The sequence below is a fragment of the Nocardia sp. CWNU-33 genome (assembly GCF_046764895.1).
Lineage (GTDB): Bacteria > Actinomycetota > Actinomycetes > Mycobacteriales > Mycobacteriaceae > Nocardia.
On record NZ_JBKOQN010000043.1, the window covers coordinates 29,763 to 52,787 of the forward strand.

At 64.8% G+C, this 23,025-nt stretch carries 20 protein-coding genes; 7 read left to right on the forward strand and 13 right to left on the reverse strand.

Annotated features, from left to right (window positions below):
- The 3 genes from ACLMAL_RS34785 to ACLMAL_RS34795 form a co-directional block, all read left to right on the forward strand.
- Positions 1-1,530, forward strand: a 1,530-nt coding sequence (locus ACLMAL_RS34785; RefSeq protein WP_412002949.1) for a beta strand repeat-containing protein, incomplete at its 5' end; no start/stop codon positions are given.
- Between the two features lie 829 nt (positions 1,531-2,359).
- A complete protein-coding gene (locus ACLMAL_RS34790) occupies positions 2,360-2,776 on the forward strand; it encodes a hypothetical protein (protein ID WP_412002950.1) in 417 nt (138 codons plus the stop codon).
- A gap of 62 nt (positions 2,777-2,838) precedes the next feature.
- Positions 2,839-3,459: a TetR/AcrR family transcriptional regulator gene (locus ACLMAL_RS34795; RefSeq protein ID WP_412002951.1), complete on the forward strand. Its 621-nt coding sequence runs from the start codon at positions 2,839-2,841 to the stop codon at positions 3,457-3,459.
- Positions 3,460-3,631: 172 nt separating this feature from the next.
- On the opposite strand, the gene ACLMAL_RS34800 is transcribed toward ACLMAL_RS34795, so the two are convergent.
- Positions 3,632-3,787, reverse strand: coding sequence for a hypothetical protein (locus ACLMAL_RS34800; RefSeq protein ID WP_412002969.1), 156 nt, complete (start codon positions 3,785-3,787; stop codon positions 3,632-3,634).
- 276 nt (positions 3,788-4,063) lie between these two features.
- On the opposite strand from ACLMAL_RS34800, the gene ACLMAL_RS34805 reads away from it, so the two are divergent.
- Complete coding sequence (locus ACLMAL_RS34805) at positions 4,064-5,248, forward strand: hypothetical protein (protein WP_412002952.1); 1,185 nt, start codon at positions 4,064-4,066, stop codon at positions 5,246-5,248.
- Positions 5,249-5,263: 15 nt separating this feature from the next.
- Positions 5,264-6,100, forward strand: a complete 837-nt coding sequence (locus ACLMAL_RS34810; protein ID WP_412002953.1) for an esterase/lipase family protein — start codon at positions 5,264-5,266, stop codon at positions 6,098-6,100.
- Positions 6,101-6,159: 59 nt separating this feature from the next.
- On the opposite strand, the gene ACLMAL_RS34815 is transcribed toward ACLMAL_RS34810, so the two are convergent.
- From ACLMAL_RS34815 to ACLMAL_RS34860, 10 genes are all read right to left on the reverse strand, one after another.
- On the reverse strand, positions 6,160-7,377 hold the full coding sequence (locus ACLMAL_RS34815; RefSeq protein WP_412002954.1) for a lipase family protein: 1,218 nt from the start codon (positions 7,375-7,377) through the stop codon (positions 6,160-6,162).
- Between the two features lie 78 nt (positions 7,378-7,455).
- Positions 7,456-8,793 carry an MFS transporter gene (locus ACLMAL_RS34820; protein WP_412002955.1) on the reverse strand — a complete coding sequence of 446 codons (1,338 nt, stop codon included), beginning with the start codon at positions 8,791-8,793 and terminating at the stop codon, positions 7,456-7,458.
- Positions 8,790-9,635, reverse strand: a complete 846-nt coding sequence (locus tag ACLMAL_RS34825; protein ID WP_412002956.1) for an SDR family NAD(P)-dependent oxidoreductase — start codon at positions 9,633-9,635, stop codon at positions 8,790-8,792. The genes ACLMAL_RS34820 and ACLMAL_RS34825 overlap by 4 nt, the downstream gene beginning before the upstream one ends.
- Before the next feature lie 155 nt (positions 9,636-9,790).
- A complete protein-coding gene (locus ACLMAL_RS34830; protein ID WP_412002957.1) occupies positions 9,791-10,534 on the reverse strand; it encodes a hypothetical protein in 744 nt (247 codons plus the stop codon).
- A 21-nt stretch (positions 10,535-10,555) separates the two neighbouring features.
- On the reverse strand, positions 10,556-11,281 hold the full coding sequence (locus ACLMAL_RS34835; protein WP_412002958.1) for a hypothetical protein: 726 nt from the start codon (positions 11,279-11,281) through the stop codon (positions 10,556-10,558).
- A 203-nt stretch (positions 11,282-11,484) separates the two neighbouring features.
- Positions 11,485-13,953, reverse strand: a complete 2,469-nt coding sequence (locus ACLMAL_RS34840) for a beta-glucosidase family protein (RefSeq protein ID WP_412002959.1) — start codon at positions 13,951-13,953, stop codon at positions 11,485-11,487.
- Between the two features lie 38 nt (positions 13,954-13,991).
- Positions 13,992-15,332: an MFS transporter gene (locus ACLMAL_RS34845; protein ID WP_412002960.1), complete on the reverse strand. Its 1,341-nt coding sequence runs from the start codon at positions 15,330-15,332 to the stop codon at positions 13,992-13,994.
- A gap of 65 nt (positions 15,333-15,397) precedes the next feature.
- Positions 15,398-16,966, reverse strand: coding sequence for a sulfatase (locus ACLMAL_RS34850; protein ID WP_412002961.1), 1,569 nt, complete (start codon positions 16,964-16,966; stop codon positions 15,398-15,400).
- 50 nt (positions 16,967-17,016) lie between these two features.
- Entirely contained in the window at positions 17,017-17,583 is a 567-nt protein-coding gene (locus ACLMAL_RS34855; protein ID WP_412002962.1) for a PadR family transcriptional regulator, read from the reverse strand.
- A 42-nt stretch (positions 17,584-17,625) separates the two neighbouring features.
- A complete protein-coding gene (locus ACLMAL_RS34860; RefSeq protein ID WP_412002963.1) occupies positions 17,626-18,591 on the reverse strand; it encodes a formylglycine-generating enzyme family protein in 966 nt (321 codons plus the stop codon).
- A gap of 165 nt (positions 18,592-18,756) precedes the next feature.
- Between ACLMAL_RS34860 and ACLMAL_RS34865 the strand changes: the two genes are divergently transcribed.
- Positions 18,757-19,119: a YidH family protein gene (locus tag ACLMAL_RS34865; RefSeq protein ID WP_412002964.1), complete on the forward strand. Its 363-nt coding sequence runs from the start codon at positions 18,757-18,759 to the stop codon at positions 19,117-19,119.
- Between the two features lie 8 nt (positions 19,120-19,127).
- Positions 19,128-19,433, forward strand: a complete 306-nt coding sequence (locus ACLMAL_RS34870; RefSeq protein ID WP_412002965.1) for a DUF202 domain-containing protein — start codon at positions 19,128-19,130, stop codon at positions 19,431-19,433.
- 79 nt (positions 19,434-19,512) lie between these two features.
- Here ACLMAL_RS34870 and ACLMAL_RS34875 read toward each other — a convergent pair whose 3' ends face one another.
- Together ACLMAL_RS34875 and ACLMAL_RS34880 are read right to left on the reverse strand one after the other, a co-directional pair.
- Positions 19,513-21,357 (reverse strand): sulfatase, encoded by a 1,845-nt coding sequence (locus ACLMAL_RS34875; RefSeq protein ID WP_412002966.1) that lies wholly within the window; start codon positions 21,355-21,357, stop codon positions 19,513-19,515.
- 241 nt (positions 21,358-21,598) lie between these two features.
- Entirely contained in the window at positions 21,599-22,903 is a 1,305-nt protein-coding gene (locus ACLMAL_RS34880) for a family 1 glycosylhydrolase (RefSeq protein WP_412002970.1), read from the reverse strand.
- Positions 22,904-23,025: the final 122 nt, after the last annotated feature.

The following is a 23,025-nucleotide window of genomic DNA, read 5'->3' on the forward strand; positions in this document are numbered from 1 at the left end:
GGCACCAGTAACGGCGTCTCCTTCACCTACGTCGCGGTGCCGACGCTGACTACAGTGGTGCCCAACGTGGGTTCGGTGACCGGTGGGACCACGGTTGTGCTGACCGGAACAGGTCTGACGGGTGCGACCGCGGTGAGTTTCGGTGGCACGCCGGCGACGTCGTTCGTCGTGGACTCCGCCACGCAGATCACCGCCGTCGCCCCCGCAGGCACGGCAGGGACAATACTGGTCACCGTCACCACTGTCGGTGGCACCAGTAACGGTGTTTCCTTCACCTACGTCGCGGTGCCGACACTGACCGCCGTCGCCCCGAACGCGGGTCCGGTGACTGGCGGGACGACGGTTGTGCTGACCGGAACAGGTCTGACGGGTGCGACCGCGGTGAGTTTCGGTGGCACGCCGGCGACGTCGTTCGTCGTGGACTCCGACACCCAGATCACGGCGGTCACCCCTGCCGGGTCGGCTGGGACGGTGTCGGTCACGGTCACCACCGTGGGTGGCACCAGTAACGGGGTCTCCTTCACCTACGTCGTGGTTCCCACCCTCACCACCATCGCCCCGAATGCCGGTCCGGTGGCAGGCGGGACGACGGTCGTGCTCACCGGAACAGCCCTGACGGGTGCGACCGCGGTGAGTTTCGGTGGCACCCCGGCGACGTCGTTCGTCGTGGACTCCGACACCCAGATCACGGCGGTCACCCCTGCCGGGTCGGCTGGGACGATACTGGTCACCGTCACCACCGTGGGTGGCACAAGTAACGGTGTCGCCTACACCTACGCGACGGTGCCGACGCTGACCACGGTGGTGCCCAACGCCGGTCCGGTGACCGGCGGGACCACGGTCACCATTACCGGGACAAATCTGACGGGTGCGACCGCGGTGAGTTTCGGTGGCACCCCGGCGACGTCGTTCAGTGTCGACTCCGGCACCCAGATCACAGCCATCGCCCCAGCTGGGTCGGCTGGGACGATACTGGTCACCGTCACCACCGCGGGAGGAACCAGCAACGGCGTCTCCTACACCTACGTCGTGGTTCCCACCCTCACCACCATCGCCCCGAACGCCGGTCCGCTGGCAGGCGGGACGACGGTCGTGCTCACCGGAACAGGTCTGACCGGTGCGACCGCGTTGAATTTCGGTGCTACGCCGGCAACCTCGTTCGTCGTGGACTCCGACACCCAGATCACGGCCGTCGCCCCTGCCGGGTCGGCTGGGACGATACTGGTCACCGTCACCACCGCGGGAGGAACCGTCGACGGCGTCTCCTTCACCTACGCGGTGGTGCCCACTCTGAGCGCGGTCAGTCCGACTTCGGGCACGGCGGCTGGCGGGACTACGGTCACCATCACCGGGACGGCATTGACAGGTGCGACCGCGGTGAGTTTCGGTGGCACACCGGCAACCTCGTTCAGTGTCGACTCCGGCACCCAGATCACCGCCCTCGCCCCCGCCGGCACGGTCGGAACGATACTGGTCACCGTCACCACCCCGGGAGGAACCAGTAACGGGGTCTCCTACACCTACCTCTGACGGCTGGTGTGGCTGGGCCGTCGGTGGGCAATTGCCTGCCGACGGCCCAATCGCGTTGCGGTCCACGGTGTGGGGCCGCCATCCTGGACGACCATTGCCAGGGTGCTCGACAACCTCGGCTACGACAGCGCGATCGGCACCGTCGCCGCCACAGTGAAAAAGCTCCGCCGATGGTGAACTGTCCGATGTGCAGCAAGCGGCAAACAAGACACACAATGCCAATGAGCCACCAGCCGAGGCTGCGATTGGTGACATCGGCCTTCGTCCGAAACCAGGAGCGTGAACAGCAGCGGGCTTCACCCGGAGAACATCCCGACCGCGCTACCTGCGCCCCGGCTATTCATCACCTGGGCCCACTGGCGCGCGCAAGCTCCTACAACCCCACCCAGGATCATCCCCGCGTGCGCGGGAACACGCCGTCGCCGGACTCGGTGAGTCGTGAGCAACAGGACGATGCATCGAGAGCTCCCGGTGGTGGTGAGGGGTTGATTCGAGCGTGCCTAGAGCGTGCCAAGACCGGCCGATACAAGGCGGACAGGCCAAGACGAGCCGGACGTTGAAATGCCTCTGACCTGGACGGGACAGCACCAGCCGGATACCCCAGGACGATTACCAGTTCCCTGGGGGTCAAGTGGTCGCAGGTTCAAATCCTGTCATCCCGACCAGGTCAGAGGCGGTTTTCCGCTCTCTGTTCGAAATTTTCGAACCCTCCAGCGTGCCTAGAGATAGGCAAGCTGGAGGAGCGGGGCCCCACCACTCTGGGTTATGCGTCGGGCGAAATGGCTTCTGACGAGCGTCAGTGGTCGGTCTGGACTCAATTCGTCTGAAGTTGATTGGTGAAACGCTGCATTCACTCGCTACCGACCACCTCCCCTACACCCTGGTCGACTATTACGGCCCCATCGAAGCCGCTATCTTTGCCACCTATCGGGTGCTCGAGGCTCACAGTGAGTGGCAACCCGCATCCATCGGCGTACCCATCATGGACACCGAGGCGTTCATCTTCGTCGACCGACTCGATGAGCTGCCCGATGGCGAAGTAGTCGAACTCTGTTTGGCGGGCGGCTACCTGGACCCGCAACTCACCGCCGAGCGGTTCATCCAATCGGCAAAGCTGGGTCGCGGTTGTATCGGACCGGCGAGTTGGCACGTCGGCGGCCGATGCAAACTATCCAGTTCCTCGGTCGCCGCGACGATCAGGTCGAAATTCGCGGCAACCATGTTGGCCTTCGAATTGGCCGGATGACTGGACAGTAGGCTGGCCGGAGATCGGTCCATATTCGATCGACGGTCAGGAGGCACGCACCGATGGCGACTACTCGCGACGCCGAGCAGGCCGGCGCCGCCAGGCGTGCCAGGATCGTCGAAGCGGCCCTCGGCCTGTTCGCGGCACATGGCTACCGTGGCACCTCGCTCGCCGCGGTCGCTGAGGCGGCTGGTATCACGAGATCTGGTCTGTTGCACCATTTTCCGAGTAAGGAAGCCTTGCTGGCCGAGGCGCTCGCCGAGCGAGACCGGCAGGCTTTCGACGCGGTCGAGGTCGACCGCGAGTACGAAGGGCCTGCCATTTTGCGTGCGCTGGACATCGCTGATGAGCTCGTCGAGCGCAACCAGCGCAACAGGGAACTCGCCCGGCTGGGACATCTGGCCATCTTCGAGGCGAACGACATCCCGGAATTCGCCAGGGATTGGGCGAGGGAACGCACTCGGACATTTCGTGACAATCTGGCCCGTGTCGTCGAGGAGAGTGTCGCGGTTGGTGAGGTGCGTGCTGATACCGACGCCACCTCAGTGGCTTCGATCATCATCGCTGTGATTTCCGGTCTCGGGGAGCAATGGCAGCACGACCAGTCCTTCGACATGGTCGGCGCGATGCGCACACTGACCGACGTTTTGCGACGGGACTTGCTCATCGAGCGCCACGGGTAGTTCGGCGGATGGCAGCTCAGGTGTGTTGTCTACCAAACTGCCATCCGGCAAGGATTTTCGTGTCAGCGGGTCAGGCGTGGTCCGACGATCGATGCGCGTTCCATGGTTCGGATCGCGGGCCAGTAGGCGCTGGCCGCGTAATGCTGCACCGCCCTGACCGTGTCGGGTTCCGCTACAGCCTGCACTGGTGTTCGGGGTAGTCCGCCTGGCGGCACAGCCAATCGAGCAGATCGCGACGGGCGTCGGGGTCCATGCCCTCGATCCGGTCGACGAAGATTCGGTTGACGTAGAGGTGGCGGCGTCCGGTGGCCGCATGGGTGCAGGCCAGCGGATGCCGGACCGGCGGCCGTTTCTGCGTGCCGCCGCAGGATTGCGGTACTTACCGGAGTCGCAGCTGCAACAGGCGCGATTCCGAGGCTGCGCGGATCTTGCGGTCCCGATGAGCGAATAGATGTGGAGGGTTATATCTCTCTAAGAGTTCATTGAGCATTTTGCTTGGTACTTCTCACCGAGATCTCTTCTCGATATGTTCTTATGTACATATAGCCGCCGGGTGCCGGTGCAGCTGTTGCGGGCGATCGAACAGTCAAGGAGTTCAGCAGCGATGAAGTGGCGTGGCAGGGCGGTGGGTGTTGCCATCGTGGTCGTGGGGTTGGGGATGACGGCGATAACGCCCGGCTGGGCCGTCCCGTGGGACGGTCTCGGTATCGCGACGCCAGGGGAGGTGTCGCCGCCGGTCCAGCCGGACCCGGAATGCATCCAGAACTACGCCACCGATGCACCAGCTGGCGGAACTCCGGTGGTGTGGGGCATCGGGCCGATGGAGTCGGGCGGTGGTGGCGCACAACAGACGACGCCGTTCACACCGGAGGATCGGGAACGGGCCGATCAGGCACTGCGGCAACTGAAGCCGACGGGTAAGCCGTTCGTGGTGCGGCTCAACCGCATGTTCTCCGCCGACGGCGAAGACGGGATCGCCCGCTACAAGGCGCTTGTCGACCGCTACACCGCCCTCGGCCTGCAGGTCGAACTTCAGGTGCGTTATCACCCTGAACCAGCGGACAACGGCAACATCGACAAATGGCTCGACTACGTGCGCCGCGCGGTCGACGTATTCGGGGCCAACCCCGGCGTGACCGGGCTGCAGATCACCAACGAGGTCAACATCACGATCTCGGCCAATACTTCCGACGGCTACTACCTCGACGCCGAGCAGGCTCTCGTGCGTGGTGTGATCGAGGCGAAAAAGCAAGCGAGGCTGCGGAATTACTCGCAGCTCGGCATCGGATTCAACTATGCGGTGTTGCAGCCCTGGCTCTCGTTCGCCGGGAGTACCGCCGGATTCTGGCGCGACATCGGCGCACTCGGCGGCGCCGAGTTCCGGGATTCGGTCGACTGGATCGGCTTCGACTATTACCCACAGGGACGGATACCGCCGAAGCTGGTCGACCCCTACAACAGCATGGTTCAAGCCATGGCGCTGGTGCGTAAATGCTATCTGCCGTTGGCCGGGTTCGCCGGCCGCACGCCATTGCACATCGATGAGGTCGGCTGGGCGACCGGCACACACGGCACCGAAGACGCCCAACGCGACGCACTCGATGCCATCGTCCGGGCCATCAACGACTATCGCGGCAACTATGGCATCTCCGAGGCGTACTGGTTCGATCTGCGCGACAACAACAGCAGCAGCCCCAAATACGAGGACTACTACGGACTCCTACGGGACGACTACACATCCAAACCCGCATTCGACCGGTACCAGCAACTGGTCGCCGAATACAGCTGACCCGAGGAGATATCTGTGCACGCCCTCACCAAAATCGGTGCCGCCGCGGCAATTACCTGCGTCACGACCTACGGGTCTGCGACCGCGCACGCGGCGCCCCCGCAGACCGAAACCCCGCTGTCCTCGATCGAAGCCTGTGCCAACGGAACGCGCTCGAGCACACCGGTCCTGCTCGTCCACGGCACCAATGCCACTGTGCAGCAAAGCCTCGGGTCGGTGCGCGACGGTCTGCTCGAGGATGGACGGTGCGTTTACGGACTCGATTACGATTCCCGACAAGCACTTTCGACATCGGCCGAATATTTCGCGGCTGCCGTCGAACGGATCATCGAGATCAACCACACCGATTCGATCGAGCTGGTCGGCAAATCCCAGGGTGGACTGATCGCGCGCGCGGTGAGCCTCGAGTTCGCCGATCGTCCGGTGAATCCGATCAAGAAGGTTGTCGCTATCAGTGGCCCGCAGCACGGCGTGAGCAAGACCGTGGGAGGCGTCGAAGTAACGGCGCTGGCCGGGCAGGTCCCGGGGCTGCGCGACAAGATGCCCGCATTGGTCGACATGCTCGCCGGATCTGACTACCTGAACGAACTGAACCGCGGCCCGATGACAGCGCCCGGTGTGCGCTACACGATGATCGCCTCCCGCGACGATGCGATCGCAACGCCGTACACCACCGCGTTCATCGATGCCCCGAACGTCACCAATATCGTTATCCAGGACGGCTGCCCCGACGATCACGCAGGGCACCTGGCCGAGACCACCGACCCCCGAACCATCGACCTGACCTTGCACGCGCTCGACCCCCAGCGGCATCCCATCATCCGCTGCACGGCGAACAACGACCGGCGATAACCCGCACTCGATGCTGGACCGAGGCGCGCGTCTCTCCGCACGCGCCTCGGCAATGAGCCTCAGCGCGATACGGTTCGGTCCATATCGACGTCTGTGGCCGGACCATTGTCGGTGAACCGGTGTTGCAGGAACGCCTGAGCGGCCGGTTGCCGGTGGCCTGCTTCCAACGCATGCTCACCGATGGGGTCGCGCGCGGTGACGACCCGCGTTCCTCCGCGCCGCCATTTCGCAATCAGTTCATCGGCTTGGCCTACCGGGACTACTTCGTCGGAGTCCGCGTGATAGTTGTAGATAGGCATCGTCGGTGCGGTCGTGCCGAGCGAGTTGGCGCGCAGAACCTCGACGAGACGGGGATCGTGCAGCGGATCGGCGCCGATCGTGTTCCAGGCCAGTCGGTGGAACGGAAATCGAGTGAGCAGTTCGACCACACACATGTCGTCGGCTTGCGCCATACTCACACGGCCATGGTCATTGAGCATGGTGTCGATGTGTGCGTCGGGAAACTCCCGGTTGTAGCCGACCATCGCGCCGAAGATGAAGCCGGCGAACGGACCACCGTCGACATACTCGATGACCGCGGGCAAATCGGCGGGCACACCGCCGATCGCGGCACCGACGAACTTCAGCTCCGGCGCGTAGGACGGCTGCAGCTCAGCGGCCCACCCGGTTGCGGCCGCGCCGCCGGAGTATCCGTCCAACGCCCAGTCGGCGTTCGGGCCGATACCGGCCGGTTCGAACTGCTCGGCCGCGCGGATCCCGTCCAGCACAGCGTGACCGGCTTGCGGCCCGGCAAGAAAGGCCGACTTCGGTCCCTCGAAGTCGGGTACGAGCACAGCCCAGTTCTCGGCCAGCATTTCATCGATTTGCTTTCCGGATTGCAAAGTGCCCGTGGCGATTCCGTACGACGGGGCGCACCGGGTGCTGGTCGAGTCCTCGGGTATCTGCTCGGAAACCGCCGGTCGCCTACCCGGGCCGGTCCATGGGGTCAGCGGCACCAGCAGCGTCGCAACGGCGAGTTCTGGAGCCCCGTGTGAATCGTTGGTGCGGTATGCCAATTGCCACGCGTGGACCGGTGCCGACATCTGAGCGGTGATCTCGCGGCTGGATATCAGCTTTCCATCTCGGTGGGACCCGAGATCGCTGGGCGCTGCGTAGAACGGATCACGGTCCGGCACAACCGAACCGGTGACTATGGCGCTTTCCTCGGCCCACGAGACGCCGCCGATGGACGCTGCGACAGTGATCAGCGTGACCAATACGGTGCTCCGGAGAATCATCAATGTTCTTTCCTCATGCTGTGGTTCGGACAGGTGAACGAGTTCCGTGGACGGCTGTGGCAGCACCGGACATCGCCGTCAGCGGACGCCCTTGATCGGCAGCACCGCGAGCGCGCCGGCCGCCGCGATAGCGGCCGCGACGGGGTAGATGGCGCCGTAGCTGCCGGAGAGAGTGACGATCCCGGCGGCGAGGACGGGTGCGAGGACGTTCGGTAGTGCCGACGCGATGTTGATGATTCCGAGGTCTTTGGCGAAATCGTCTTTGCTGGGCAGGATTTCGGAGACCAGGGCCTGGTCGACGGCAGTGTAGATGCCGAAGCCGATGGTCACGACGACGCCCGAGATCATCATCCCGGCGACGGTCGGCGAGGCGAGTGGGACCAGTGGCGCGACGGCGATCACGAGTCCCCCGGCAAGGGCGAGCGGCTTTCGCCGGCCCGTCCGATCGGAGTACGGCCCGGATATCGCGATGGCGACGAGGAATCCCGGTAGCGCGACCGCGCCGATGAGAGGGACCAGTCGGGCGGCATCGGCTTCGCTGAGACCGATGAACCCCTGTGCGATGTAGAGGTGGTAGGTGAGCACCATGTAATAGCCGCCGAGAATGAGCAACCGGCCGAGGAACGCCCAGGCGAAATCAGGGTGCCTGCGCGGATCGATCCACCCGCCCTTGATCGAACTCATCAGGGCGGCAACAGGTCTGGCCACAGTGCGATTGTCGGTGTCCGGGTTGAGCGCGACGAACACCACCACGACCACCAGGATGACTCCGGTACTGCAGACATAGCCGAGGGGGATGCGGGCGGTGAACATCGAGGCGAGGATCGGGCCCAGTATCGCGGCGGTGATCGTGCCGAGGCCTGCGAAGGTGGAGTATCGCCCGCGCTGTGCCGGAGGCACTCGGTCGGGGAGGATCGCGGTGAGTGGTCCCTGCGCGGCGTTGAAGCCGAACTGCACCGCCATCGCGGCGAGGACGAGCAAGGCAACGGTCTGCGAGAGTCCTGCGGTGATCATCCCGACCGATCCGATCAGTGTGCCGGTCACGATCCAGGGCGCTCGTGCACCGAGCCGGGTGCGAGTACGGTCGGACAGCACGCCGACCAGTGGCTGGGCGATCATCGCCGCCGCCGCGCCCGCCCCGTGCACAATCGCGAGATTGCCGACCTTGGTCGCCTCATCGATCGCCTGGACCTGCAGGGCAAGGAAATACCCCGACGCCGCGAAACCCAACTGTGGCATGGCGCTGACGAAGGGGACTGTGCACAACAGTCGCCGCAGTGATCCGTCGGCGACGCCGGGGGCGTGGTGTCCCTCGGCGGCCGCGCGAGCGACGGTGCCCGATTGTGCGTGTCGGTCGGGCGACGGTGTCGCGTCGAGCTCGGGTCGTGGCAGATCGCAGCCGTGTGGATCACTCATGGAAGCGGCTGGTCGCCGATGTCGGCGCGGAGGGCATTGTCGGCCAGCCGCCATTGCTTCTCGACCTGGGCGCGGAATTGGTCGCGGCCGTACTCCGGCAATGCGAAAACCAGCGGATCGTCGCGCAAGATGCCCTCGACGGCGGTACGAGCGACGGCATCCGAATCGATGGCCATCGGTATGACGCCGATGCCGTACGGCTCATCGGCATGTCGGCCGAAGGAGTCGGGGCGGTTGCGCTGAGCGTCGAGGATGCGGGTCGCGGCCTGACCTGGGCAGAGAATGGTGACTCCGATGCCGTCGGCGGCGAGCTCGGAGCGCAGGCCGAGGGAGATGCCGACGATCGCGTGCTTGGTGGCCGAATAGAGACCGGTTTTGCCCGGATCGGGCAGGAAGGCGTGCGTAGAGGCGGTGTTCATGACGTGCCGCCAACCACTGCTCGCACGCATCCGGGGCAGGAAGGCGTGTAGGCAGTTGAGCATGCCTTCGACGTTCACCGAAGACAGCCATTTCCAGTCGCCCATGGACGATTCGGCCACGCTTCCGAACAGCAATACTCCGGCGTTATTGCAGAGCAACTCGATGGAGCCGAATTCCGCATAGCCGGCCGCGGCAAGCGTCGCCACCGATTCCGGGTCGGAAACGTCCACTCGTACGCCCAGCGTACGAATACCGTCCGCACGGAGCTTGTCGGCGACCTGTTGTGCACCGTCTCCGTCGATGTCGGCGACGACGACCGCCATTCCGCGAGCACCGAGTTGAGCGGCGAGTGCGGCGCCGATACCGCTGGCTGCGCCTGTGACGACCGCCGTGCGGCCCTCGACTCGAGTAGTAGTGGGCATGCGCGTCCTTTCCTTGCGGTATGTGCGCCTTCGTTTGCGGTATGTCCCGTCTTCGGCGACAAACATACCGACTGGTAAGTCGGTTAGCTCGGCAGGGACGTGGATCGGATGTGGTTGCCCTATCGCCCGACCCTCGTGCCCTGCCGAGCGAGGTGTCACCGTTTCGCTGAGCCGCTGGCGGAGCCTGAGGAGAGCCCATTGCCGAGCCCATTCGGCAACCGAAGGGTCGCGTCGGGGGCTCCGGTGCCATTCGGGTCGAGAATGCCGCCGTGCTCGGCGTACCTGCTTTCCCCGGGCGGCGCCTGTAGCGTCGTGACGTACTTCCACAGGCCGTCGGCCAGTGCGGCGCCGCCGACGATCAATGTGCCGAGCAATCCACCTGCACCGGCGAACGCGCCGATGGCCGCCGGTGCGGTAGCCAGGCACGCGGGCCCGACCACCAGGCACGAGCCCAAGCCGATCACCGCGCCTACCAGTGCGCCGAGCACCGCGCCGGCAATGGTGCCGAGCGCGGTTTTGGCCATACCGGCTGCGAACTCGTTGAGCGCGAGCTGATCTTCCATCGGCGATGCGATCTGTCGTGGTCCGGTGTCCGGTGTGAGGATCAGGGTGCGGGCCGTATCGGTGATCCGGTGTTGGATCGACCGCCGTTGGCCGTCGAGCAGGAACGTCAGCGGCAGCGTGAGAATCTCCTGTCCATCGGTGGTGCGGATGGCGATCGAGTGCCCGTCTTCGGTGGGAGCGAAGGTCGCATTGTCAAGGACGGTGATGACCGACTCGCCGACGACGGCGGCTTGATAGGTCGGCGTGATATCGGGATCGGCGGTTGCCGGAGCCGCCGCGATGGTGATCGCACAGGATGCGAGTGCGGCGCCGAAAGTTGTTGCGCGAAGGTTCATGACATTCTTCCTCGGCCGTGCTCAGTTGGCGGCATCGGGTGCCGCGGGCGGGACGCCCGGCTTGCCCTGGAGGTTCTGGGCGTATTTGCTCTGACCCGGAGCTGCCTGCAGGGTGGTGACGTATTGGTACAGCGCGACAGCGGCGGTCGGTCCGCCGCCGAGGACCAATCCGGCCAGTCCGCCCGCCGCGCCGACGAGGCTGACGATGGGGAGAACCGCTACCACGCAGCCCAGGCTCAGGAGGACACAGGATGCGCCTGTCAAAGCGACGCCGACTCCGATGCCGAGCACGGCGCCGATCGCGGTGCCGATGAGACTGCCCACCGACGTGCCGATGCTGACTGCGTTGATGAGGTCGTTCATCGCGAGCTGGTCCTCCAGCGGCGAGGCCACCAGTCTCAACGCGGGGCGGTCGATGCGATCGACCTCAGGCGTCAGGCGCAGGATTCGGCCGTCGTCGGAGATTTGCCGGTGGATCGGCAGTTGTTGGCCGTCGATCGCATACGACAAGGGGAGCGCGTCCACCGTCTCGCCGCGGGCATCGCGGATGGTCACTGTGGTGTCGTCCGGAGTCGGCGCGAATGTGCCGTTGTCGAGCGTGACGAGCACCGACCGATCCGACAGCGTCGCTTGGTAGGTGACTGCCGCCGGTGCCGATGGGTCGGGTGCTGCATGTGCGGCGGATGCGCTGGCAACGACAGTCGCCGCTGCCACTGCCGCCGTGAAACCTGTGCGACGAATCTTCATGGAGTTCCTCATCTTCGTGATGTGTCCTTGCCGTCGGCAGCCGGACCATGTGGGTATGGCTGTGCGACAACGGCTTTCGAGCGACGGTGCGAGGCGTCATATATCGAGCGGATCGTGATATCCGCCACTAGCATACCGACTGATCGGTCAGTCGGTAAAGGTTTGGTGGAAACTTGGAGGTAACGGCGTGTGTGCGCTGATGTTCAGCCGGCCGCGTCGATGCGGATGGTCGTGGATACCCGCACGTCCTCGACGCTGCGGCCGGCCTGCACGTGATAGTTGCCCGGTACGACAGTCCAGGTGTCGCACTTGGTATCCCAGATCTGGAAAGCGCGATCGGGGAGAACGATCTCCGCTTCGACGTCTGCGCCGGGCTCGGCCTCGACAGCCGCGAATCCGGCAAGCCATCGGTGAGGACGCGCCGCGTCGAATTCTTCGGCGGCGATGTAGAGCTGGATGATTTCTCGACCGCGACGACCACCGGTGTTGCGCAGTCGAATACGTGCTGTTCGAGCGTCGAGCCCGATACCGTCATAGCTCCAATCGGTGTAGCCGAGACCATGCCCGAACGGGTACGCGGGCCGCACCTGACCACGTTGCCAGGCGCGGTAGCCGATGAATATGCCTTCGTCGTAGCGCAGCACGCCATCGTCGGGGGTTACCTCGGACACCGGTGCGTCAGCGAGATCGCTCGGCCAGGTGGTCGGCAATCGTCCGCCCGGTTCGCGCTGCCCGAGAAGTACCTCGGCCAGCGCCGCGCCGCCTTCCTGGCCGGGAAACCAGGTCAGCAGAATGGCCGAAACATCATCGCGCCACGGCAACTCGACCGGCGATCCGGTATTGACCACCACGATGGTTCGTGGATTGACGGCGGCCACCCGGGCGACGAGCTCATCTTGTCGGCCGGGTAGGCGCAGATCGGTGCGGTCGAAACCTTCGCTCTCCTGCGTATCGGTGGTGGCGACCACGACGACGGCGACATCGGCGGCCGCAGCGGCGGTGACCGCTTCGGTAAGCAGCTGTTCGTCGTCGGTGCGCGGTTCTCGCAGGGCGAGACCGAAACTCACACCCTGGATCGGTCCGATACCACCCTTCGGTGTGGTGTTGCGCAGGCTGACGGTCACGGTCCGTCCGGCCTCCAACGCGACGCTGCCGTGCGGGGTCGGTTTACCCATCAGCGCCTCGAAAGGGTCGGCATCCTCGGCTAGTTCGTGGACTCCGTCGAAGACCGCTCGGTCGTCCACACGGAGCTGAAATGCGCCGAGTCCGCTGATGCCGAACTGATGCGGACCGCTCTCGCGTGGCGTGAAGGTGTCCACGAGTTCCACCGAACTCAGTTTGTCGTAGTCGATGCCACCCGGCAGCGCGTTGTCCATCCATCGGACACGGCCAACGGTGAGCGGCTGCTCGGCCAGCACCCGGCCCGCCTCGTCCCGGAGCAGCGCGGACAACGCGAATCCCGTTGTGGCAGATTCGAGTCCGTCACGGGTATCTGCGCCCACAGCGTAGGTCAGGATGGTTTCGGCAGGCAACGCCGCGCGCAGGCCGTCGAGCGGCGAGACGATATGGGCCGGAAAAACTGTCGCCGAACCGCCGCCGAGTACCCGCGCGTCACGGGCGGCGCACCCGATCAGCGCGACGCTGCCGATCGTCGAGGGCCGCAATGGCAAAGATGCATTCTCATTGCGAACCATGACGAACGAGCGGGCGGCGATATCGCGGGCGAGCGCCGGACCATCGATCAGCGCCGGGCGTTCCGACTCGGGCGCCATCGGGGCGGCCCCGCGCAGCAGACCCAACCGGGCTGCGAGCAGCAGGACGTGGCGCACCGCGTTGTCGACAACGGATTCGGCAACGAGGCCCGCCCGCACCGCCGCGGCCAGAGCTGGTCCGAAAACCGTCGTGGGGCCGGGCATCGCGATGTCAAGACCGCCCTCGGCGGCTGCCACGGTATCGCGGGCGGCCAGCCAATCCGACACAACGACGCCGTCGAATCCCCATTGTTCGCGCAACACCCCGACCTGGAGGTCTCGGTGCGCACTCATTGTGGTGTTGTTGACCGAGTTGTAGGCCGACATCACCGCCCAAGGCCGCGCGGTGGCGATGATGTCCTCGAACGGCGCCAGATACATTTCGCGCAGTGCTCGGGCGGGAACCTGATTATTCACCGTGAATCGGAGGCTCTCGGCGTCATTGGCGACGAAGTGTTTGATCGTAGCCGCCACGCCGCTTTCCTGGACGCCGGTCACATAACCCCCACCGATTCGAGCGGTGAGCAGTGGATCTTCGGAGTAGGTCTCGAAATGTCTACCGCCCAAAGGTGAACGGTGCATATTGATCGTCGGCGCGAGCAGCATGTGCACCCCTTTACGGTGCGCCTCCTGTGCCAGGACCTGGCCCGCGCGCCGCGCCGTTTCCGGATCCCATGTTGCGGCGAGCGCGGTCGGGCTCGGCAGCGTGAGCGAGGGATCGTCGGAACTCCAGCCGTCCCCGCGCACGCCGACCGGCCCGTCCGACATCACCAGCGATCGCAGGCCGATCTGTGGCAGCGCGGGCAGCGACCAGAGATCTTGGCCGGACAACAACCGGGTCTTGACATCGAGATCCAGTGCGGCAAGCGACGATTCGACGATCGATGGATAGTCGGACCGGGGCTGGTGGGTAACGGTCATGTTGTGTCGGTGTCCTTTCGGATTGCATCCAGCGACTCTCACGGTCGGGTGCCGATGTCGATGGCGCGCGCTGCGGCCAATTCACTGCGAAGTTCACTGGATTCGCGCTGATAGGGGCGGTACATGAAGAACATGAACAGGCCATTGGCCAGATTGGCCACGACGATCAGCCAGAGGAAGGCCGCCTGTAGGCCGACCGCATCACCGACGTAGCCCAATGCCAGGGTGCTCAGCGCCCAACCCGCCGATTCCGCGCCGAGCATCAGCGAGAAGGCCGCGCTGCGCAGCTCGGGTCTGGTCACCTCCATCAGGATCGGGCGATTGCTGCCGGGGCCGAAACCTTGTAGGAGACCCAACGCGGCGAAGGCGACGGCGTAGATCCAGATCGACGGCCACGCGATCTGGGTGCACAGGGCGGCCGCACCGGCCCAAGCGAGCACCGCGAGCTGCCAGACGGCCAGTCGGCCGCCGCCGGGCAGTAGACGTCCGGCGTGATCGCCCACGAACCCGCCGAGCACTGTGCCCGCCACGTAGAACAGCATTGCCGCCGGAGCAACCACGGCCGCCTGCGCATTGCTGAAATCTCGGACGTTGACCATGAAGACGACGCCGAAACTGAGGAATGCCAATTGGGTCGCGGTCAGCCGCTGCACCATCATCAGTCGCCGTGTGCGTATCCGCAATGCGTCACGCATCTGCGTCCAGCCGCGGGCGCGGGTGCCAGGCGTCGTGGGCGCGGCATCGGCGGCGCCGATGCGCGGATCGACGAAGTAGCGCCATACCAGCAGGCCGAAAACCACGGTGATCGCGCCGGAGGCGAAGAATCCGTAGCGCCAACCATCCGGCACCTTCGACAGCTGTCCGAGCAGCGGACTGATCACCGCGCCGAGGACCGCGAAGCCCGCGTACAGCCAGCCCGCGGCTCTGCCGCGGCGACTTTCGTCGAACAGATCGGCGAGGATTCCGTTGATCAGCGGACCACCTGCGGCGAACCCGATAGCCGCGATGACGTACACGGCGAACAGTTGCGCGAAGTTCTGGGCGAATCCCGCGGCGATCGACCACACACCCCACAGGCCGCAGCACACCACCAGGATGTTCTTGCGACCGAACCGGGCGGCGGCTGCCACCCAGATGGGGCCGAAGATCATGCCGGCGATTTTGCTGGCGGCCACCAGATTGCCCAGGGCCGCGAGTTTGAGATCCAGTGCCGTCCGGATCGCGGGGAACAGGGTCGAGACCACCGCGCCCTCGCTGTTGTCCATGCTGATGAGACCGCTCAACAAGGCGAGTTGGCGCCAGCTGCGGGCGCCGTCGTCTCGGGTGGTATCAGCGGCGGGCGTGCCGGCATCGACTTTCGAAAGCTGTTGGGGTTGCATGAAACGACCTCTATGTCGAGCGAAAAGGTTGGGAGGCGCACGAATTGTGTCGTCGCTCGAGGCGATCAGGCTGACTCGTGTTGGGTGCGGGCCCGCATCAATTCGGTCCACCGGGCGGCGAGCTGCGCGGTCCGTGGTCGGTCGGGCGTGTGCCATGACACCGGCACACTCAGCGAGCCGAGTCGCTGTTCCATGTGCTCGGCCAGGTGTGCGCGCCCGGTGTCGCGCAAGTGCCCGGCATAGGTGATGGGGTCGTTGTAGTAGGTGGGGCTGGTCTGCAGTGTGGTCTGCATCGGATCCGGCAGCGCGCCAGGACGTCCGGCGTAGGTGTGCCACCATTCGGTCAGATAGGTACGCATGATCATGGCGAGTTCGGGTTCGCGGTCGAGGAGATCGGTGGTCAGGTGGGGATCGGCGGTGACATCGAACAGCTGCTCCCACTCGGCGCGGAAGCAGCCGGGATGGTAGGTACGGATGTACAGGTGGTCGCGGGTGCGCACCGCGCGCTGATAGGTGTGGGCACCGTGGCCGAGCACCAGATACTCACGACTCACCAGTTCTGCGCCGCGCAACGCCGCCGCGAACGATTCACCCTGCCATCCGGCCGGTTTCGGGATTCCGAGTAGTTCGCACAGCGTCGGTGCGTAGTCGATGTTGTAGAGCAGGGTGTCGTCGCGGCGGGCCGCGGTAGGCAGCTCGTCGGTGATTCCCGGCCAGTAGAACACCAGCGGCAGCCGATGGGTCGGTTCGTTCGCAAGGCCGTGTTCGGCGTAGGATCCGTTCTCGCCCAATGATTCTCCGTGATCAGCTCTGACGATGACCGCGGTCTCTTCGGCGATGCCGAGCTCTTCGAGGGCGGCCATCAGCTGCCCGAAATGGTGGTCCCAGTAGGCGATGGCACCATCGAAGCCGTTGATGAGATGCTCGAAGTCCGCACGACAGGTGATGGCATCGGGCATATTGTGCGGCACCGGTGAGCGCCCGGACCCCATCATCGTGTAGTTGAGGTCCAATGCACTACGTGGACCGTAGATTTCGGCATGCGCGGCGATGGTTTCGGAATCCGGCCAGGACCGTACGGGACCGGATTCGGCCATGCGCCGTGTCCATTGGACCGGCTGGGTGTAGTTGGTATGTGGTTCCCAGTAGGTCAGGTGTAGGTACCAATTGTCCTGATCGGCGTGGCGGCTGATCCAGTCGATGGCGGCCCTGTTGACATCGGCGGCGTCCTCGTCGCCCCAATTCGCCGTCGCGCGAATGGATTCACGGAAGTTGCCGTGGAAGTAGTACGCGCGGTGGCGTTCGGCGAAGACCGTTATCGCGGCGGTGTGGTAGCCGCCGAACTGCAATGCCTGCCCGAGCAGTGGACGATCGGGCTCCGGACCGTGGCCCGCGTCCAGCCGAAACTGGGCAGCAGGGCCGAAATGCCCGATGACGCCGTTGGTGATGCCGAACTGTCCGCTGGTCAGTGCCGTACGGGAGGGCATGCACGGCGAATCCGAGCAGTAGTAACGATCGAAGGTCACCGACTTGTCCGCCAGGCGTTGCAAATTCGGGGTGGTCGGCCGGTGATAGCCGTAGGGCGTCGTGTGGTCGGCACGCAGTGTATCGACATCGACATAGATGATCCGCATGACAAACGGAACTCTCGGTGCGGCAGTTGGCGAGCAAGGCGAGGGGGCGGTCAGCCGGTGTGGCCCGATTCGAGGCGGGCAAGTGTGAGTTGCAGCCACGCGATGTAGGACATGACGTAGGCATAGCCGTTCTCGTGAGTCATCGTGTGGATCTCGCGAGCCCAATCGGCATCGAGTTCGGGGATCTGCGGGTGATAGCGGTCGGGGATGGGCGCCTTCGGCGACTGCGCATCGTGTTTCAATCGATAGTCGAGTTCGGTGCGGACAATGTCGATCGCGATGTCGCGATCCAGCTGCCCGGCGAAGAGGAATCGCAGTTTGAAATCGGGATCCATCGGCCGCGGTGACGGCTCGAATGGTGAGCGGGCCCATTCCAACAGGGCCGCGCGCCCGGCGTCGGTCATCGAATAGACCTTCGCGTCCGGCCGTCCGTCGCGCGGGTCGACCTCGAACTCGATCCAGCCGCGCTCGGTCAGCGTCTTGAGGCGCCGGTAGATCTGCGGCAGCTGAACCCCGTAGCCGATATAACGGCCGGAGCCCTCCATCCAGCGGCGCAGGTCGTAACCGGACAGGCGGTCCAGTGCCAGTACGCCGAGGATTACGTAGTCGAGCTGCATCGGTCTCCTATATACCTAGGAATCTATATGGCTACGATCACATCAGACGGCGGAGGTGTCAAGGGATAGTGCGCAGCGAAACCCGGTATGCCCGCTGGAACTGTCCGGGGTGTTGGCGGAGCGGGCCGCGACGCGGTAGCGGAAGCAGTAGGAATCGTGGCACATATGAGAACCGCCGCGGATCACCCGACCGCTGCCGGAGCCCGGGCCCCGTGGATCGACGAGCGGGGGCGCGCCGTGGTCGGTGCTCCACCAGTCGGCACACCATTCCCAGACGTTTCCGCACATGTTGTACAGGCCGAAACCGTTGGGCTGGAAGGCGTCGACGGGTGCGGTGCCGCGATACCCGTCGGCCGCGGTGTTCTTGCCGGGAAAGCTACCGCGCCAGATATTGCACTGATAGTCGTCCGCCGCGTCGAGTTCGTCACCCCAGGGATAACGGGCGCCGACCAGCCCGCCGCGTGCGGCGTATTCCCACTCGGCCTCGGTCGGCAGCCGCTTGCCCGACCAGTCGCAATTCGCCTGGGCGTCATGCCAGGACACATGGACCACCGGGTGGTCCCCGCGCTGATCGAGGCCGCTCCCCGGCCCTTCCGGTCGGTGCCAGGCGGCCTCGGGGACCGCGCACCACCACGGTGTTCGTTCGGGGCGCCGAGCGCCGCGGCGCAGCGCGGCGGGCAGGAAACCCGCAAAGACGAACGACCAGCCGAACTGCTCGGCCTCGGTGCGATAGCCGGTATCGGCGGCGAAGGCGGCGAATTGGTCGTTGGTCACGGCGTGGATGTCCAGATGGAACGGTGTCAGCCGGACCGGGCGCACTGGTCCTTCGCCATCGAGCGGGTAACCCACGCCATCGTCGCCGCCCATCAGGAACTCGCCGCCCGGTAGCAGCGTCATGCCGTCGACGCGGCCGCGGCCGCGCGTTGTGCGTTGTGCGGTGGACGCCGGTGCTGCCGCATGTCCGCGAGCTGGAGCACAGCAGTTCGGTGCGAGATCGGTACTCGGCATCGGCATCCTCCTCGGGAAGATATATTCCAAAGTATATAGATGATGGATTCTACGTCGCAGCCGTGCGGCTGTTACGGGGTGAGGATGACCGCCGTGAATCATGACCGAACGGCGCCTATGAGCGCGAAAGCGTGCCGCCGCGGGGGCGCACAGCGCGGAGTCTCGATGAGTGCGGACGACCCTGCCGCTGTTGATATGCCTGCATCGGTGGACTACCGCTTCACGCTGGCGAACGAAAGGACCTTCCTTGCCTGGATTCGGACCGCACTCGGACTGGTCGCCGGAGCGGTCGCGATCCACACGCTTGCGCCACCGGCGGCCCCGGATTATGTGCTGCGCATCGCCGCGCTGATCTGTATAGCATTGGCGACGATGTTGTCGATCGCGGCGTATCGACGCTGGCGCTCGGTGGAGCGCGCGATGGCCGCCGGATCGGCTCTGCCAGGGCCAGGGGCGGCTCCGCTGCTGGCGGTCGGGGTGAGTATGGTGTCCGCACTCGTGGCGGCAAGGGTGTTGTGGTGGTGGTGAATTCGGACGTGGCTGAGGCTGGACTCGCCATTGAACGGACCGCGCTTGCCTGGCGCCGCACCGCCGCGTCGGCATGCGTGGTTACGGTTCTGCTCATTCGCCATGCGATCGAATCGGGTCGGTCACCGGGCGGGGCTGTCGCGCTGACTGTTGCGGTCGCAATGTCGTCGGTGGCGCTGGTCGGCTGGCGTCGCAATGCCGAATTGCGGCGCGGCGCGACCCAGGTTCGCGCGGCACCGATGATGACTACGGTGTCGGTACTGATCGCCACCGCAATGGCCGCGCTGATGCTGGTGAGTCCACCGCTGTGCTGAGCGTGCAGCCGTGCCGGTAGTGGCTCCCATCGACGATCGGCGGGAGCCGCCATTGCGGATAGCCGCAGCGGCAGGCAGGTCACGGTGCCGGTGTGGAGGCCCCCTCCGTCGCGGGATCAAGGGCTGCCAATTGATTCGCGATCGCACGCAGTTTCGCGATCGGCAACAGCCCGCGTGAAATGGCCGCGAGGTCCAATAGTGAGGCGTGGGCGAGGAACTGCAGCAGCTCCGAGTCGGTGACCATTGGCAGCTCATGGCGCAATATCGCCCCGGCCTCCCGATCGGCGAGCAACTCGTGCAGCGGTCGATGGACCGACATCGGGTGCTCCGGGAATTCCGCGCGGTCGGGTAGCGGTTCGGCGGCTTCGTGTGCCAACGCGCGCTGAGCGCGCACGAGCAGATGGTCGGAGGTCACCGGCCCAGTCGCTGGTAAGCCGATCCGCTCGAATTGACTTGTCGGTGCGTCGTGCGCCCGCATCAGACCCACCATCAACGTGGCCATCCGCAACTCGACGGCATCGTCTTCGATCGGATTCTCCTGCTGCGGATCGGCTTCCAGATCGAACAGCAGGGTTCCGAACTGGTAGGGATTGAGCAGGGTGCGACCGGGCACTCGGATCGTTCGCACGCCTTTGGTGAACGAAAAAGGTTCGGCCAGTTCGATATCCGCGAGTTCGGCGGGGGAGAAACGGCCACACATATGGGTCGGCATCAGTGTGTGTTCGTCCAACGGGGTGTTCGTCGGAGTCGCGGGCGCGCGCATATAGACGTAACGGCCGTCGGTGATGTTGATGTGGCCACCGTGCGCCCCGAAGAGTCCGACCTCCCGGATGTGGCGGTCCTCGGCGACCGGCAATGGCAAACCTTGCATGTCGGAGGTCGGCTCGACATCGAAGAACTCCAGGATTGTCGGTGCCAGATCGATGGTCTGTACCAACGACTTTCGGCGTTGTCCGGGCGTGTTCGTCCGCGGATCCCAAACGAAGAGCGGGAGATGGACCAGTTCGTTGAACCACGGCTGCACGTTCTTGCCCCACCAGTTCTTCTCGCCGAGCAAGAACCCATGGTCGGTGCAGACGATCAGCATGGTGTCGTCCCACATTCGCAACTCGTCCATGGTGTCCAGCACGCGGCCGAGCGAGTTGTCGCACATCGATAGCAGCGCCGCGTATTCATAGCGGACATGCCGTACCTGATCGGGCTCCTCGGTGACACGCTTATAGTCCGGCCAGTCGAGATGCGGGCCGTGGTAATCGTGCGGGTAGAGGTCCTTGTACCGCTGATGGCTGAAGAACGGCTCGTGTGGGTCGAAGGTTTCGATCTGCAGGAACCAGCGGTCCTGGTCCGAGTTGACGTGCATGAACTCCAAACTCGCGTCGAAGGTGCGCGTCTGCGGATGTCGCGGTTCGGTGTCAAGGTACCGGCGGTTCACCCAGTCCTGGCGATACCCGGCGGGCCGCATCCGTTTCAGGTCCTCGGGTATTTCCGGCTCGCCAACCTGCCCTTTCCACGGGTCGCCTTCCTGGCCGCGGAAGAACTCCCAGGTGTTGTATCGGCCGTGGTAGGTGGCGCCGCCGTCCTCCCAATAATGCGGGTGGTCGCTGGCCAGGTGGGTGTACACACCGGTCTGCTTCAAGATCTCCGGCATCGAGTCGTCGAAGGGTTCCAGCGGGCCCCAGCTTCGGTGCAGGAAGTTGTAACGGCCGGTGTGGATTTCGCGGCGGGCAGGCATGCACGGCAGTGAACCGGCCCAGCAATTGTCGAAAGTCGTTGCGCGCGAGCCCAACCGCGTGAACTGCGGCGCACGTGTCCAGTCGCTCCCGTAAGGCGGCAGAAGATGCCTGTTCAGGCTGTCGAACATCACCATGATCGCTCGCATTCGCCCGTCCTTCCTGGTCGATCGTCGCCGCCGCAGCGCACGCATTGGACCACGAACTATATACTTGGGAATCTAGATAGAATTTCGCACCTACCGCTGCGGGTGTCAAGGGTTGGGTCTGTGACACTCGTGGTGCCGCGTGGTGAGCATCGAAGTGGCCAGTTCAGAAGGCATTCATGACAGTGCAGTCGGTGCTCTCGTGGAAACTTTCAGATCCGGGGAGTTCGGGTCCTCGATTTGTCGAAAGTTGCGTTATAGGTTCATAGGAAGCTATGACCTCGCCGAACTATTCGGCCGGATCGAGGCAACTGTCGAGTCCGTCGACCAGGGAACACCAGGTCGAGGGCCGGGTGGGGGTGTAGTCGGGCCGAACGCCGCCGTTGGTTATGAGGGTGCGGTAGGCGTCGACTGCTGTCGTCGGTCGGCGGGTGAGCGTGGGGTCGTTCTTGACGTCGACGGTGTAGAGGCCGAATCGGGATGTGTAGGTTCCCCATTCGTAGTTGTCGGTGATACTCCAGTAGTTGTAGCCGATGACTTCGGCCCCTTCGTTCACTGCTCGCTGCATCCAGTAGATGCTGTCGTCGAGGTGGTCCGCGCGGTCGTAGCCATCGGGCCGTGGTGCGTCGTTCTCGGTCGGCATGCCGTTCTCGACGACATATAGCGGCTTACCGGGGAATGCCTTGGCGTAGTGGCGCAGGGCGTAGTAGACGCCGTCCGCGGCGGTGTTGGATTTCCACGGTTCCGAGAAGGTGTTGCTGTAGCTGAGATCGGTCGGCGACATGGAGTAGTAGTAATCCAGGCCGATGAAGTCGAGCTTGTCGGTCACACGGTCGAGGAAAGTGGTGTCGACCGCGGCTTCGGCGATGGGGAAGTAGGTGACGTTGGAGGACACCATTGCGCCGGGGTGCGCGGCATGGATGTAGTCGTAGATTTCTCGGTGCGATCGCACCCATCGGTCGAGGGCGGCGGGAATGTTCTGAGGAGTGACTCCGCCGGTGCGAACTTCCTGGAACACGTAGGCGGAGGGTTCGTTGAAGGTGATCCAGAGTGGGTCGAGGTCGGCGTAGCGGTCAACTACCTTGCGCGCGTTGGCAAGCCAATCGGTGTACATGTCGGGGCGGTTCCAGCCGCCGCGGTCGAAGGCCCAGCCGGGGTAGACCCAGTGATCGAGGGTGATCATCGGTCGCATGCCCGCGGCGTGAATGGTGGCCAGCACGTCGTCGTAGAACTGCCAGGCGGCGGGGTCGTAATGTCCGGGTTCGGGTTCCAGGCGCGCCCACTCGATGCTGATGCGGTACACGCGGGCACCGAGTTCTTTCGCGTTTCGGATGTCTTCGGGGTAGCGGTGCAGGAAGTCGACCGAGGTGCCGACCTGGTCGGCGAGTTGTCCGGTGGTGGCAAGCCTCGTCCAGTTGCTGTCGGGGGAGTGGCCCTCGGTTTGGAAGCCGGATGCCGATACGCCCCAGAGGAAGTCGGCAGGCAGGCTCGCTACTCGCTGAGCGCCCACCGCGTTCGGAGACGCGGAGGCAGGCGCTACTGCAACTAAGGCAAGTCCTGCGGCAGCCGCTGCCAGGGCGGTCCGTCGACGCATCAGTTCTCCATAAGGTTGTAGGTGTTCAGGGCCGGGTGCCTTGAATGCCCAGGGCGGCGGGGTGTGGCTGATCAGTTCTTGCCGCTGGGTGGTTTCGAAGGAGTGGCCGCCCTGCCGTTCTG

Excerpts from the sequence above, each read along its gene's own strand:
- ACLMAL_RS34795 (WP_412002951.1), top strand. The coding sequence starts at position 2,839 with ATGGCGACTACTCGCGACGCCGAGCAGGCCGGCGCCGCCAGGCGTGCC.
- ACLMAL_RS34880 (WP_412002970.1), bottom strand. The coding sequence starts at position 22,903 with ATGCGTCGACGGACCGCCCTGGCAGCGGCTGCCGCAGGACTTGCCTTA.
- ACLMAL_RS34855 (WP_412002962.1), bottom strand. The coding sequence starts at position 17,583 with ATGCAGCTCGACTACGTAATCCTCGGCGTACTGGCACTGGACCGCCTG.
- ACLMAL_RS34805 (WP_412002952.1), top strand. The coding sequence starts at position 4,064 with ATGAAGTGGCGTGGCAGGGCGGTGGGTGTTGCCATCGTGGTCGTGGGG.
- ACLMAL_RS34825 (WP_412002956.1), bottom strand. The coding sequence starts at position 9,635 with ATGCCCACTACTACTCGAGTCGAGGGCCGCACGGCGGTCGTCACAGGC.
- ACLMAL_RS34850 (WP_412002961.1), bottom strand. The coding sequence starts at position 16,966 with ATGCGGATCATCTATGTCGATGTCGATACACTGCGTGCCGACCACACG.
- ACLMAL_RS34835 (WP_412002958.1), bottom strand. The coding sequence starts at position 11,281 with ATGAAGATTCGTCGCACAGGTTTCACGGCGGCAGTGGCAGCGGCGACT.
- ACLMAL_RS34865 (WP_412002964.1), top strand. The coding sequence starts at position 18,757 with ATGAGTGCGGACGACCCTGCCGCTGTTGATATGCCTGCATCGGTGGAC.
- ACLMAL_RS34860 (WP_412002963.1), bottom strand. The coding sequence starts at position 18,591 with ATGCCGAGTACCGATCTCGCACCGAACTGCTGTGCTCCAGCTCGCGGA.
- ACLMAL_RS34830 (WP_412002957.1), bottom strand. The coding sequence starts at position 10,534 with ATGAACCTTCGCGCAACAACTTTCGGCGCCGCACTCGCATCCTGTGCG.
- ACLMAL_RS34840 (WP_412002959.1), bottom strand. The coding sequence starts at position 13,953 with ATGACCGTTACCCACCAGCCCCGGTCCGACTATCCATCGATCGTCGAA.
- ACLMAL_RS34815 (WP_412002954.1), bottom strand. The coding sequence starts at position 7,377 with ATGATTCTCCGGAGCACCGTATTGGTCACGCTGATCACTGTCGCAGCG.
- ACLMAL_RS34820 (WP_412002955.1), bottom strand. The coding sequence starts at position 8,793 with ATGAGTGATCCACACGGCTGCGATCTGCCACGACCCGAGCTCGACGCG.
- ACLMAL_RS34875 (WP_412002966.1), bottom strand. The coding sequence starts at position 21,357 with ATGCGTGCGCTGCGGCGGCGACGATCGACCAGGAAGGACGGGCGAATG.
- ACLMAL_RS34845 (WP_412002960.1), bottom strand. The coding sequence starts at position 15,332 with ATGCAACCCCAACAGCTTTCGAAAGTCGATGCCGGCACGCCCGCCGCT.